15 protein-coding genes are annotated in these 12,328 nt (G+C 50.7%); 8 read left to right on the top strand and 7 right to left on the bottom strand.

Going from position 1 to position 12,328, the window contains the following annotated elements; genetic code table 11:
- Window positions 1-51 precede the first annotated feature (51 nt).
- Window positions 52-1,341, bottom strand: coding sequence for a glucose-1-phosphate adenylyltransferase (locus AACR41_RS09860; protein WP_030006751.1), 1,290 nt, complete (start codon window positions 1,339-1,341; stop codon window positions 52-54).
- A 303-nt stretch (window positions 1,342-1,644) separates the two neighbouring features.
- On the opposite strand from AACR41_RS09860, the gene AACR41_RS09865 reads away from it, so the two are divergent.
- From AACR41_RS09865 to thrB, 4 genes are read left to right on the top strand one after another with little or no spacing between them, the layout of a single operon-like run.
- On the top strand, window positions 1,645-2,385 hold the full coding sequence (locus tag AACR41_RS09865; protein ID WP_030006752.1) for a pyridoxine 5'-phosphate synthase: 741 nt from the start codon (window positions 1,645-1,647) through the stop codon (window positions 2,383-2,385).
- Window positions 2,386-2,438: 53 nt separating this feature from the next.
- On the top strand, window positions 2,439-2,762 hold the full coding sequence (locus tag AACR41_RS09870; protein ID WP_030006753.1) for an MgPME-cyclase complex family protein: 324 nt from the start codon (window positions 2,439-2,441) through the stop codon (window positions 2,760-2,762).
- A 30-nt stretch (window positions 2,763-2,792) separates the two neighbouring features.
- Window positions 2,793-3,596: a hypothetical protein gene (locus AACR41_RS09875; RefSeq protein WP_152550987.1), complete on the top strand. Its 804-nt coding sequence runs from the start codon at window positions 2,793-2,795 to the stop codon at window positions 3,594-3,596.
- Between the two features lie 21 nt (window positions 3,597-3,617).
- On the top strand, window positions 3,618-4,535 hold the full coding sequence (gene thrB / locus AACR41_RS09880) for a homoserine kinase (RefSeq protein WP_030006755.1): 918 nt from the start codon (window positions 3,618-3,620) through the stop codon (window positions 4,533-4,535).
- 43 nt (window positions 4,536-4,578) lie between these two features.
- On the opposite strand, the gene AACR41_RS09885 is transcribed toward thrB, so the two are convergent.
- The 4 genes from AACR41_RS09885 to AACR41_RS09900 are packed head-to-tail and all read right to left on the bottom strand — an operon-like array spanning window position 4,579 to window position 7,271.
- Window positions 4,579-5,118: a Uma2 family endonuclease gene (locus AACR41_RS09885; protein WP_030006756.1), complete on the bottom strand. Its 540-nt coding sequence runs from the start codon at window positions 5,116-5,118 to the stop codon at window positions 4,579-4,581.
- A 39-nt stretch (window positions 5,119-5,157) separates the two neighbouring features.
- Complete coding sequence (locus tag AACR41_RS09890; protein ID WP_012305729.1) at window positions 5,158-5,655, bottom strand: 2TM domain-containing protein; 498 nt, start codon at window positions 5,653-5,655, stop codon at window positions 5,158-5,160.
- A gap of 31 nt (window positions 5,656-5,686) precedes the next feature.
- The gene (locus AACR41_RS09895; RefSeq protein WP_030006757.1) at window positions 5,687-5,989 is read right to left on the bottom strand and encodes a hypothetical protein; all 303 of its coding nucleotides are present in this window, start codon (window positions 5,987-5,989) and stop codon (window positions 5,687-5,689) included.
- Between the two features lie 28 nt (window positions 5,990-6,017).
- On the bottom strand, window positions 6,018-7,271 hold the full coding sequence (locus AACR41_RS09900; protein ID WP_030006758.1) for an MFS transporter: 1,254 nt from the start codon (window positions 7,269-7,271) through the stop codon (window positions 6,018-6,020).
- Window positions 7,272-7,418: 147 nt separating this feature from the next.
- On the opposite strand from AACR41_RS09900, the gene msrP reads away from it, so the two are divergent.
- Window positions 7,419-8,396 carry a protein-methionine-sulfoxide reductase catalytic subunit MsrP gene (gene msrP / locus AACR41_RS09905; protein WP_030006759.1) on the top strand — a complete coding sequence of 326 codons (978 nt, stop codon included), beginning with the start codon at window positions 7,419-7,421 and terminating at the stop codon, window positions 8,394-8,396.
- Between the two features lie 17 nt (window positions 8,397-8,413).
- Here msrP and AACR41_RS09910 read toward each other — a convergent pair whose 3' ends face one another.
- Both AACR41_RS09910 and AACR41_RS09915 read right to left on the bottom strand, forming a co-directional pair.
- Window positions 8,414-9,079, bottom strand: a complete 666-nt coding sequence (locus tag AACR41_RS09910) for an SDR family oxidoreductase (protein ID WP_030006760.1) — start codon at window positions 9,077-9,079, stop codon at window positions 8,414-8,416.
- An 80-nt stretch (window positions 9,080-9,159) separates the two neighbouring features.
- Window positions 9,160-9,933: a biotin--[acetyl-CoA-carboxylase] ligase gene (locus AACR41_RS09915; RefSeq protein ID WP_084150006.1), complete on the bottom strand. Its 774-nt coding sequence runs from the start codon at window positions 9,931-9,933 to the stop codon at window positions 9,160-9,162.
- Window positions 9,934-10,048: 115 nt separating this feature from the next.
- Here AACR41_RS09915 and AACR41_RS09920 point away from each other — a divergent pair, with 115 nt between their 5' ends.
- From AACR41_RS09920 to AACR41_RS09930, 3 genes are all read left to right on the top strand, one after another.
- Entirely contained in the window at window positions 10,049-11,338 is a 1,290-nt protein-coding gene (locus AACR41_RS09920; RefSeq protein ID WP_030006762.1) for a M16 family metallopeptidase, read from the top strand.
- Between the two features lie 38 nt (window positions 11,339-11,376).
- Complete coding sequence (locus AACR41_RS09925) at window positions 11,377-12,054, top strand: peptidoglycan-binding domain-containing protein (protein ID WP_223209897.1); 678 nt, start codon at window positions 11,377-11,379, stop codon at window positions 12,052-12,054.
- Between the two features lie 75 nt (window positions 12,055-12,129).
- A complete protein-coding gene (locus AACR41_RS09930) occupies window positions 12,130-12,324 on the top strand; it encodes a heavy-metal-associated domain-containing protein (RefSeq protein ID WP_012305721.1) in 195 nt (64 codons plus the stop codon).
- The last annotated feature ends 4 nt before the right edge of the window (window positions 12,325-12,328 follow it).

The raw sequence follows: 12,328 nt of genomic DNA on the forward strand, positions 1-12,328 counted from the left end.
ACAAAAAATGTGATTTAAAAAGAATTTTTAAAACAAGGGCCGCAACAGATCTTAAATGACCGTACCGTCGGGAATAACGGCGTTCTTTAGCACCACTGTAATGCCGCTGCGAATGTAGTAGCCAAGCTCCTCACGGTTTGACTCCTCCACATTTTCCTTATTGACGATCATCACGTTTTTACCGATGCGTGCATTTTTATCGACGATCGCCCGACGAATCGTTGTCCCTTCACCAATCCCAATGGGAGGCTTGCCACGACGGAGACAATCCTGGCGCTTTTCATAGGGCTGATAATAATCTGCACCCATGATCATCGTATCTTCGATAGTGCAATCCGCTTCGACACGGGTGCGAATACCAAGAACTGAGTGGTGAATGCGGCAGTTTTTAATGATGCAACCTTCGCTGATCATCGATTCTGTCACGTCAGCGTTGAGCACCTTCGTCGGCGGTAAGTAGCGCGCCCGGGTGTAGATGGGTGCCTTTTCGTCATAGAAACTAAAGGGTGGGATCGGCTGCTTCGTCAAGCCAAGGTTTGCTTCATAGAACGCTTCGATGGTCCCAATGTCAGCCCAATAATCATCAAAGAGATAGGCCTGAACGTTGTAGTCCTTGGCCGCATCAGGAATAATTTCTTTCCCGAAATCGGTTTTATCTTTGCCTTCTTTGAGTAGATCGAGGAGTACTTGTTTCTTAAAGACGTAGATCCCCATCGACGCAATGTAGGGCTTTTCTTTCGCCTGCTCTGGATCGAGACCCAAGGACTGGGTATCCACCTGCATCGCCTTGAGGGTTTCACCGGTGGGCTTTTCACTAAAGTCCACGACACGACCATTGGCATCAATTTTCATCAACCCAAAGGCGGGGGCTACTTTTTCGCCCACGGGAACCACAGACAGGGTGATGTCTGCCCCAGTGTCACGGTGGCGCTGGATAAATTCACGGTAATCCATACGGTAGAGGTGATCACCGGAGAGGATGATGTATTCATCGACATCCCAGTCTTCTAGAAGCCAACTGTACTGTCGGACAGCGTCGGCGGTGCCTTGGAACCAATCGGGATTTTCTTTAGTTTGTTGGGCTGCGAGTACTTCGGTAAAGCCTTCGGTGAAGCCAGTAAAGTTGTAGGTTCGACTAATGTGACGATTTAAAGATGCTGAATTAAATTGGGTTAAAACGTAGATTTTATGAATTTCAGAATTAATGCAATTGCTAACAGGAATATCAATGAGACGATATTTGCCTGCTAGAGGTACTGCGGGCTTAGCTCTGAGTTTTGTTAGCGGATATAGGCGAGTACCTGCGCCGCCGCCAAGTATGATTCCTAGGACTCGTTTCACAAAAAAGACCTCACGACTGCCTTTGACCTCTGTGTCAAGTGTATGACTGGAGGGGGGATCTCGAAAAGTAACAATTCAAACTTTTTCGGGATTTTTTCCCCAGAATCCATCATAGGTCTGATTTTCACCGACGTCATTTTAAGATTTGGGAATCGTTTATTTAAGGGCGATCGCCGCCCCCAGAGATCCAGTGGGGGATCGTGGTAATCCCCTGCAAATTCTGCGTAATGCCCCTTCCATCTCCTTTGGCAACCCTGATAAAATGGGCTTTTAGTTTTTTATCTTCTAAGCTTATTTTCCCTAATGGTTTCCCCAAATCCTCGCCTGACCCTCGGTGTGAATATTGACCATGTTGCGACGATTCGCCAAGCGCGACGCACGGTAGAACCAGATCCAGTGGCGGCGGCAACCTTAGCAGAACTAGGGGGAGCCGACGGGATTACGGTACACCTCCGGGAAGACCGTCGCCATATCCAAGACCGGGATGTCAAAATCCTGCGGCAGACGGTGCAGTCCCACCTGAATTTAGAGATGGCCCCCACGGCGGAAATGGTGGCGATCGCCTTAGACATCAAACCTGACTATGTGACCCTCGTCCCCGAAAAACGCGAGGAAATCACCACGGAAGGGGGGATCGACATCGTGGGTAATTTTGCCCGATTCAAAGAAGTGGTTGAACAACTCCAGGGGGCCGGGATTCCCGTCAGTTGGTTTATCGATGCTGAGCTAGAGCAAATCGAAGCGGCCCAGAAAACCGGGGCGCAATTTATCGAGTTGCACACGGGGAAATATGCCGAGGCCCAGGACTCAGAGCAGCAGCAGGCAGAATTGGCGACCCTCAAAACTGGGGCAAAACAGGCGATCGCCCTGGGGTTACGGGTCAACGCCGGCCATGGCTTAACCTATCGTAATGTTTACCCCGTCGCTTGTATCGAAGGCATGGAAGAGTTAAACATCGGGCATACCATCATCAGCCGGGCTGTGTTGGTGGGCCTAGAACGGGCCGTGCGGGAGATGAAGCTTGCCATGTGGGGACAATTGTAGGGTATCTTTACTGGAACAAAAACAGTTATAAATCTTTCTATATTGAACAAGTGATGACGACCTATCATTTTGCCCTGGCCAGCCAAAAATTTCTCTTTGAAGAAGAACCCTTCGAAGAAGTAATCAAAGAACGCATCCGCCACTACGAAGAACAAGGCAAAGAACGGGATTTTTGGGTAGTGGAGAATCCGGCCTTTATCAACGCTCCTAGCCTCAAAGAAGCGAGCGAAAAAACCCCCAAACCCTGTGTGGCGATCATCTCCACGAAGAAGCAATTTATTACTTGGTTAAAATTACGGTTGGAGTATATCTACGTCGGCGAATTTGAGGCTCCCTCTGAGGAAATTCCAGAGCCCCTCAAGTCCCTAGCCGCTTAGACTCCCCTATTCTTTCTGGCGTGTGAACTTATGATGGGCAATTTCTGGCAACCGTTGATTAGGCTTGGGCGTGCTGCTTATATCGGCAGTATCGCGGCGATCGCCTTTGTCCCCCCCAGTGTTGCCCAGCGGGGTTTATCCCAATGTCAGCCGCCCCGGGGCGCAGAGTTTTTGGTATTGGTATTTACCCCATCTCAACCCCTCCAGGCGGAAGTGCGCAATCAAGTGAGTCAAACCCTCCCGGAAAACCAACAGGCAGTGGTTTGTGAATACGACGGCAACGTTCTCAGTCGGGTCGGGGGCTTTACGAGCCTCGAAAACGCGACCCAGTGGGCTGAATATTTTGGGGAAGCGGTGGGTTTGCCCTTGATGGTGATCACCCCAGTAGATAGTGATTTGGCCCTAGAAACCAGCCAAGCGCCGACTATTCCCCCCATGGCAACGGCGATCGCCCCCGATCTGGTGGTCGAAACGACCGAGACACCAACCCGTAACGTTGCTCTGCCCCCAGCCCAGCCCCAGGCAGAAACAAAATCGACGCCTCCCCCCGCAACCCAAGGGCCAGCTAACTTCCGACCCCAAGGACTCCGGGGGGGATTTGGGGTGCTGGTAGAATACGGCGGGAATTTGGCGATCGCCAATCAGTTGCAGCGTTTAATGGGGCAAAATATTGGCCTGGTCGCCTATGGGGGACGCGGTTATCTGTTGGCGGCCCACACCGCAGATTCCGCCCGGATCACCGAATTGTTAAATCGTCTCAATCAAAATGGCCTCGGGGCGATCGCCGTTCCAGCCGATCAAGTCATTCTGCTGAAGGCCGACATTAGCCTTTGATTTGTTTTTTTGAAAAAGTTTATGACCTCTATCCACGTCCAAGTCCCTGCTACCACTGCCAATATTGGCGCTGGGTTTGACTGCTTAGGCGCTGCCCTTAGTCTCCATAACCAGTTCCAATTTCGCCTTGCGGGTGAAAGGGAGCCATTTTTCAGCCTCGAACTCGTCGGTGCGGATGTGGAAACCCAGAAGCTCGAAGCCACAGCCGACAATTTGCTCTACCGTGCCTTTGCGAAAGTGTTTGCAAGCCTCGGCCAGCCCGTTCCCCATGTAAATATTGCCATTGATCTCAAAGTGCCTTTGTCCCGTGGGTTGGGCAGTTCAGCGACGGCAATTGTGGGCGGCTTAGTGGGAGCCAATGCCCTGGCCGGATCTCCTCTGAGCCAGCAGGAAATTATGAACCTCGCCATCGAAATGGAGGGCCACCCCGATAATGTGGTGCCTGCCCTACTGGGGGGCTGTCAACTGTCGGTAAAACATCAGCAGGATTGGGTGATTTGCCCTTGGGTTTGGCATAAAAATGTGGTGCCTGTGGTGGCGATCCCTGATTTTGAGCTGTCCACGGAAGAAGCCCGCGCCGTTTTGCCCCAACAGTACGCCCGAGCCCAAGCAATTTTTAATGCGTCGCGGTTGGGTTTGTTGCCCCACGGGTTAGCGCAAAATAATCCCGAATATTTAACAGCGGCTTTGGATGATCAAATTCATCAGCCCTACCGAAAAAATCTGATTAAAGGCTATGACCCAGTGCAACAAGCTGCGATCGCCGCTGGGGCCTATGGCATGGTGATCAGTGGCGCTGGCCCGACGTTATTAGCCCTTGCTTCGCCAGAAAATGCCCCCAAAGTCGCAACGGCGATGCAAACCGCTTGGGAAGCGATTGGTGTAAAGGCGATCGCCCATGTTTTAGACATTGACCAACGGGGCACGGTCATCCTTTAGAGAGTGGATTACGAGGCTCGACAATTAACGGGAAAATTCAGGTTTAACGCTGCTGGGTCATGGCGATCACTGTTGCAACCGTCAGATTTTTGATGTCCCCTAGAGTCGGTAAAACGTTATCGCCAGCGTAAATAATGGGTAGCTCATCCTGTTCCCAAACCCAAACCCGTTCCCGCTGAATATCTATTAACCAAGCCAATTCTGTTCCTTGCCCCAAACAATGCAGAATTTTGTTTTGGAGATCGAGGGTGCTCTGGTCGAGGGAGCGAATTTCAATTAGCCAGTCCGGTGCTCCCTGTAATGGGCCATCTTCTGTTAATCTCTCTGTTTTGGCGACCACAATATCCGGCACAGTTGACAGGGGCGGCACAATACAACGCAATTCCTGAATCGCTTCATACTGGATGGTTTGCTGGTTAATGGCGTTTACCAAATTGCGCTGGAGACGGGAGTGGAACAGAGACGGCATCGGCTTTTGTTTTGCAGACCCAAACAGAAATTCCCAAGCAGGGGAAGCTTCGATATTTTTCTGACGTAAAAAATCCTCTAATTCAGTCGCGATGGGTTTAGGGATCTGGGTCATGGGCTTGGGTTAGCAATGATGACTGGATTAAATGTGGCCCTAAGAAATGCCCTTAAGGAATTCCTGGGTTTTTTGCCAGAGGGTTTGGACAGATTCTTTGAGTTGCATTTTGCGGTCCCATTTCTGAAATTCTGTTTCGTAATCGGTGCCGCTGGTTTGCCACAGTCGCCAACTGCGTAGGGTAAAAAACAGCCCCCACAGCAGCAGCACATACAGAGACCAGGAAGGATGTCCGGTATCGAGGGTATCCAGGCCAACGAGGAAGCTGTTGACGATACCAAAACGGATCGCGCGGTTTTTGAGGCGTTGACGGCGATATAAATTGAATTCTTGCTTTTTGCTGGTTTCAACCTTGAGGTCGAGCCAAGTCTGTTCGGCAGCGACGAGGTCGGTTTGGGGAATGCCCAGGTCAGCAGCAATTTCTTCGAGTTGGCTGCGGGTCAGTTCGCCATCGGTATCCCGGCGGGCGATCGCCAATTGGAGAATGGCTTGGATATCTTCAACTTGATAGGTGTCGGGCCCTTGGGGTGCGCTCATCGATGCATCGCAACGGAATGGTTTTCTTCCATTATGCCGAATGATTTTCCTCTGCGACGGGGGCGATCGCCCCAAATTCGGCTAACAGCGTTTGGGCTTGGCTTGGATTGCAATAGATCAATTCCAATAATTCATCGGGACTGATCTTGAGCAACTTGGCATAGAAGCCCACTTCTCCCATCACACGCGCTTCCCCCTGGCGCAGGTACATGGATAGGCAATGGTGAGCTTGGGTTTCCACGGCGCGGCCCGTCCGAAAAAAAGCAAGGGCATGGAGTAGACGGTCTTCGTAGGGGGCAAGGGGAGGTAGGGAAAGAGGTTCGGGATGTTTCATCTTGAACTGTGCGAAATATTCTTAAACTTTAGAATTTTTGGGCATAGCGATCGCCTGTGCGCCCCAAGGCAAATTTGAGGGATGTACCAATTTTGGCATTGCCCTGGGTGAGAAAAATAAAGAAAGAAAACAGAGCCAACCCAGCGGCGATCGCAAAAATCCCTTGATAACCGACGGTCTGGGTCACGGTGCCGAGCAACAAACCCGCCAGGGCAATCCCCACATCAAAGCCGCCAATACAAATAGAATAAACCTTTCCCCGCTCCGCACTGGAGGAACGATCCGACATCAGGGCAATCATCATCGGCACCAGTGTTCCCGCCCCCAAGCCCTCCACTGCCCCTGCCAGGACAAACCAATTTGTCCCGCTGGCATTGGTAAGGATCAGCATCGTTGCGGCGTAACAGAGCAGACTGCCACTAATAAACAAACCCCGCCCCAGGGTATCAGACGCCCGACCCACAAGGATACGACTGCTAAAACTGGAAATGGCCGCCGCCCCATAGAACAGTCCGGTATTGAAATTTAAGCCCAGTTCCCGAATGTACAGGGGGAGAAACGTCACTAAAACGCCGAATACCAAGCCAATGCAGAGCATAATCAAGGAAGGAATGTAGAGTCCCTTATGGCGAAATAGTTCCGGGTAATCGCGGTTGGTTTCCCCTTGGTTGGGCGTCAGGGAATTTTTATCAATGGCGATCGCCTGGGGATTAGATTCTTTAGTTTGACTAGCCAGGAGCAAAGCCCCCACCCCACACAGACCCGACGCCGCAAAGATCCACGGGTAATCGACGACGCCCAAGAGATAGCCCCCCAAGACTGGCCCAATGGACATCCCTACCGGAATCGCCAAACTCATGTAACTGATCACCTCACCCCGGTTTCGTTCTGGGGCCAAATCTACCACCAGGGCACTGTAACCCGTCGTAAAAGCGGCGATACTAATGCCATGGAAGGCTCGCCACACCATCATCTGGGGAATCGAATTTAAAAAGATATATCCCCACGGGGCGATCGCCACCACCACTGCCCCAATGAGAATCACCCGTTTGCGACCCTGCTCATCGACCATTTTACCGAGACGAGTGCGGGCCAAAAGCAGACCGATGGCAAAACAACCCATCACAAAGCCCACCTGCTGATCCGTTGCTCCCAGATCTTGGATATAGGCCGGGAGCACTGGTAATAAACTGGTCATGCTCAACCAAAAACCAAGAGCGGCCAAAAACAGTAGCCCCAAATTCCAGCGCATTTCCGGCTGGAGTTGCAAAAAAACCTTCACCTAAATTTCCCCAACAATTGCTTGATATGGATGGCATATCTTTCCAAATTGTAAAGGGATGTTAACGAAGTTGGGGGCGGAGGCCCTTGGCAAAATACGTTAGATTTTTAAAGCACACAATCCTACTCGTCTTCTGCAAAACTCGCCATGGTGCTGTTTAAAGTCCCCCCCAGCTATACCCTTTCCGAAAACCTCGTCACCACCGAAAGGGTTTATTGGAACCGCCGCAAATTCATCAAAACCCTCCTGGGGGCCGGGGTGGGCATTGGCTTGGCGAGTTGTCAGTCCCAGGATCAGCAGTACAGCGCCCTCCGTGAAACTTTAGATTTGCCCAAACTAGACGCGATTAAAAATCCCAACTTCCGGAAAATTGGCGATCGCCCCATCACCAAAGAACTCTTTGCGGGTCAGTACAATAATTTCTACGAATTTGGCGGCACCAAAGGCATCTGGCAAAACGCCCAAAATCTCCCCACTAAGCCCTGGCAAGTAGAAGTGGGCGGCCTCGTGAACAACCCCCACACCTACGATATCGACGATCTGAAAACAAAATTCCCCCTCGAAGAACGCATCTACCGCTTCCGTTGTGTCGAAGCCTGGTCGATGGTGCTGCCCTGGATTGGCTTTCCCATGCGCGAATTAATCAAAGCTGTCGAACCCAAGACCCAAGCCAAGTTTGTCCGCTTCACCAGCTATTACGACGAAAATGTTACCTATGGCCCTAGTTTTCACTTGGGGAATTTGCCCTGGCCCTATACCGAGGGACTGCGCATCGAAGAAATGAATAACGAACTCGCTTTCTTTGCTCTGGGAATCTATGGCCACGATTTGCCGAAACAGCATGGTGCGCCTCTGCGGATGGTCATTCCCTGGAAATACGGCTTTAAGGGGGCAAAATCCATCGTCAAAATTGAATTCCTTGCCGAACAACCTGCCACCTACTGGAACACCATCGACGGCCACGAGTACAAATTTGAAGCCAACGTCGAGCCAAATGTGCCCCATCCCCGCTGGTCTCAGGCCACCGAAAAATTTATTGGCAATACCCCAGAATTTAGCTGGGAAATGAAGGAAACCCTACCCTACAACGGCTACGGGGAATACGTCGCCAGCCTCTACAGTTAGAAAAAATGACGCACCACTTACCAGGGCAAAATCTCCCCATTGGCGTGCCAAAACGTGCCTGTATTATCGAGATTTAGTGCTTCAATGCGGGCCAGTAATCCTTCGACTGCCACAGCGGGGCTAATGCCATCTTCCCGGAAATTAATCATCCGCGTTTTGACGAGGCCTGGGTGTAAAATACTCACCGCAATTCCCCTGGGTTTGAGATCGATCGCCAGAGATTTTCCGGCCATGGAAAGGGCGACTTTTGACATCCGATAGCCATAGGAACCGCCGGAGGTATTGTCTTCGATGGAACCCATGCGACTGGTCATCAGGATGATTTTTGAACCAGATTTAAGATTCGCTAAAAGGGCTTGGGTGAAACGTAGCGGGGCGATCGCATTCACTTCAAATTGACGGCGAATACTGTCAACATCTAGCTGATCCAAATCGACCCGTTCTAAAATCCCGGCGTTGTTAATCAAGACATCAATGGTTTCCCCCTGGAGATCTTGGGCAAGCTGTTTGACGGCATCGAGATTCGTCAGATCTACGTCCGCTTTTACCGTTACACCCAGTTGCAGCAGTGCCTCAGAAGGCGTCCGACAAACGGCAATCACGCGATCGCCTTGGGCGTTGAGTTGACGGCAATATTCCAGGCCAATGCCCCGGTTTGCGCCAGTAACGAGATAGGTTGACATATTCTTGAATATTTGTTTTGAGACAACGATTTGCAGTGTGGCAAGCTCTATTGGGAAAGTCAAATTTAAAACGAGATTCTCTACAGATAGCCGAGAGAAATTTGACCAGGGGGAATTTTTACAATGCTACTGGCACCGGGAGCGCTAAGTTTAACCAGTAGTTCGCCCTTTTGATTGACCCCGGTAATGATTCCTTGATGGCCTTCGTAGGTGATTATTTCGCCTAGGTTTTTGAGATGTTCTAAATAGCCCGGCAATATATTTTCAATTGAATTTCGAGCTAGTTTTTGCGTCCCCTTCAGAATTCCGGCAATAACCAACGCAGCAAGGTGATCGCCTTTAATTTTCAACTCCCCTTGCCAGAATTGTTCGAGGTTAATGCCCGTCGGGGGAACCGGATTTTGGTAGTTAATGCCGACCCCGACCACGGCCGCACTAATTTTCCCCTGGGAGACTTTTGTTTCTGTCTTAATCCCTCCCAATTTTTTGCCCTGTAAAAGAAGATCATTGGGCCATTTAATTTGTACGGGAAGCCCTTGCGCTTGCAACATTTCGACAATGCCCCAAACGCTGGCTAGGGTTAAGCCATAGGCTAATTGAGGCTCTAATTCAATGAGCAACAAAACTGATAAGTAGAGTCCCCCTGGTGCCGAAATCCAGGTGCGTCCCCACTGGCCTCGCCCCGCTGTCTGGGTTAAGGCGATCGCCACCCTAGGCATTGTGTATTGTGCTTGATACCGTTGCCACAGGAGCGTATTGGTCGAGTCAAGCTCCGGGAAAACTTCGATGGGAAGTGTCGTTTCACAGGCAAGAAGATCGCTTAAGGCCCCTTGAATCGCGTCAGGATGAAACACAGTCAGTAAATATTTTTATCGCTTTTCTCAAATAGCGTACCTTGCAGCGTTCCTCACCCCAGGAATTTGCTAAAGTGAAACGCCAGCGTTCTTTTTCGGAAAGTTTCATCTGCCCATGGTTGCTAGCCCCGCATCTCCCCAAATGACCCACCGCACCGTCCTCAAAAATGGGATTACCCTGATTGTGACGGAAAATCCTGTGGCAGACTTGGTGGCAGCGCGCTTATTTTTTCCCCAGGCGGGCGGACGGTGGGAATCCCTCGACCAAGCGGGCTTATTTCATCTCTTGGCGGCAGTAATTACGAAGGGAACAAACCGTTACAGTGCCGTCGAAATTGCCGAACAAATTGAATCCATCGGCGCGAGCCTCGGCGCGAGTGCGTCCAACGATTATGTGGCCCTGAGTCTCAAGACAGTCACAAAGGATTTTTATACAATTTTCAAGCTAGCAGCAGAAATCCTCCGGGAACCGACTTTCCCCTCCGAAGAAGTAGAGTTAGAGCGCAAAATTACCCTGCAAAATATCCGTTCCCAAATGGAGCAGCCCTTTAATGTGGCCTATGACCTCCTCCGGAGCCAGATGTATCCCCGGCATCCCTACGGCCAATCTATTCTAGGGACAGCAGAAACGGTGGCGCGATTTACGGCTGCAGATTTACAACAGGCCCACCAAACCCATTTCCGGCCAGACAATTTGGTGATTAGCCTCTCCGGTCGGCTGACCCTCGAACAGGCTGAAGCGATCGTGGAACAGACTTTAGGAGATTGGCAAAACCCGACAACGCCGCTACCAAGCTTAGAAATTGCGCCCCTACAGCCCCAGGGAGGGGTTTGGACAAAGGAAAAAGAGAGTCAACAGGCGATCATTATCTTGGGTTATCTGACGGGAACGGTGGCCGATGATGATTTTTTTGCGCTGAAACTCCTCAGCACCTATCTGGGCAATGGTTTATCGAGTCGACTATTTGTGGAGTTGCGAGAAAAACAAGGGCTTGCCTATGACGTGTCGGCGTTTTTTCCCACGCGCTTGAGTCAATCCCAATTTATTACCTACATTGGTACGGCCCCCCAAAATACGGCGATCGCCTTGAATGGATTACACCAAGAAATCCAACGGCTGGTGGCGGCCCCTCTGTCGGAAGCGGATTTGCAAATTGCGAAGAATAAACTCCTCGGCCAGTATGCCCTGGGGAAACAGACCAATGCTGAATTGGCACAAATTTTTGGATGGTATGAGAGCATTGGCCTCGGCATCGACTTTGATCAAGCTTTCCAGCACCACGTCGAAAAGATCACAACGGCGGAAACCCATCAAGCGGCGCAACGTCATTTTCAACATCCTTATGTGTCGGTGGTGGGCTCCCAAACGGCCCTTTCCCTGATCGAAGATCTTCAGCTATCGTAAAAGGCGATCGCCCCCTAAACATCATGAAGAAAATCGTCATGTCTGCGCGTCAAACCGTTTTAAATTTAGGTCTATCGACGGCCCTGATTTTAGCAAGTAGCCTCGGCCTTAGCCCCCTGGTAAGCGCCCAATCTCCCCGACCAGAATTGCGCATTGGTAGTACGGGGACTGTGGTTCAGGAGCTGCAAACCACCCTGCGACTGCTGGGCTACTACAGCGGCGAAACCACGGGTACCTATGACGAAGCGACGGTGATCGCAGTCTACCAATTTCAAAAGGCGGCCCAAATCCCCCAGACCGGAGTCATGGATCGCACCACTTGGGAGACATTATTTCCGATTTCGGCGGCGAATTTACCCGTTGCTGAGGAACAAGCCTCAACTCCAACAGTCAGTAGCCCAACAACAGCCCAGAACGAAACCCCCGCAACCCCAGTCCAGGAAGCAACTGATGCCGAGGCAGCTCCCAGCTCCAGCACAAATCAGACGGCCACCAGCACAGATCCAGATACACTGCCCCTGTTAAAGGAAGGCATGGAAGGGGATTCGGTGAAACTCTTGCAAACTCGCCTGAAGGCATTGGGCTATTACACAGGCCGTATCGATGGTATTTTTGGCCCGAATACTCGCATCGCTGTCATTGCGGCCCAAGCTGCATTGAAATTAGATGGAGATGGCATTGTTGGTGCTCAAACCTGGCGTAAGTTACTAAACTAACATTGAAATCAATTTCAAACGAAAGGCTTTAAAACTGACTAAATACTTACCGTAAACCGTTATTTTTTAATATTTATGGAATTTACAATTACTGTGCCGACAATCGCCTGTGAAGTCTGCGGTCAAACCATTACAAAAGCCATCCAAAATCATGATCAAAAGGCCCAAGTTGCCGTCGATATTCCTAGTAAAGTAGTTTCGATTCAAACGACGCTTTCTGAAACTGCCTTAAAAAACATTATTACCGAAGCAGGCCATACTCCCGCCTAGGAAA

This window comes from Picosynechococcus sp. NKBG042902 (assembly GCF_963864045.1).
Classification (GTDB): Bacteria; Cyanobacteriota; Cyanobacteriia; order Cyanobacteriales; family MRBY01; genus MRBY01.

Bases quoted from the DNA above. Each gene is read 5' to 3' on its own strand.
- AACR41_RS09865 (WP_030006752.1), top strand. From the start codon at position 1,645: ATGGTTTCCCCAAATCCTCGCCTGACCCTCGGTGTGAATATTGACCAT.
- AACR41_RS09870 (WP_030006753.1), top strand. From the start codon at position 2,439: ATGACGACCTATCATTTTGCCCTGGCCAGCCAAAAATTTCTCTTTGAA.
- AACR41_RS09875 (WP_152550987.1), top strand. From the start codon at position 2,793: ATGATGGGCAATTTCTGGCAACCGTTGATTAGGCTTGGGCGTGCTGCT.
- thrB (WP_030006755.1), top strand. From the start codon at position 3,618: ATGACCTCTATCCACGTCCAAGTCCCTGCTACCACTGCCAATATTGGC.
- AACR41_RS09885 (WP_030006756.1), bottom strand. From the start codon at position 5,118: ATGACCCAGATCCCTAAACCCATCGCGACTGAATTAGAGGATTTTTTA.
- AACR41_RS09890 (WP_012305729.1), bottom strand. From the start codon at position 5,655: ATGAGCGCACCCCAAGGGCCCGACACCTATCAAGTTGAAGATATCCAA.
- AACR41_RS09895 (WP_030006757.1), bottom strand. From the start codon at position 5,989: ATGAAACATCCCGAACCTCTTTCCCTACCTCCCCTTGCCCCCTACGAA.
- msrP (WP_030006759.1), top strand. From the start codon at position 7,419: ATGGTGCTGTTTAAAGTCCCCCCCAGCTATACCCTTTCCGAAAACCTC.
- AACR41_RS09910 (WP_030006760.1), bottom strand. From the start codon at position 9,079: ATGTCAACCTATCTCGTTACTGGCGCAAACCGGGGCATTGGCCTGGAA.
- AACR41_RS09920 (WP_030006762.1), top strand. From the start codon at position 10,049: ATGGTTGCTAGCCCCGCATCTCCCCAAATGACCCACCGCACCGTCCTC.
- AACR41_RS09925 (WP_223209897.1), top strand. From the start codon at position 11,377: ATGTCTGCGCGTCAAACCGTTTTAAATTTAGGTCTATCGACGGCCCTG.
- AACR41_RS09930 (WP_012305721.1), top strand. From the start codon at position 12,130: ATGGAATTTACAATTACTGTGCCGACAATCGCCTGTGAAGTCTGCGGT.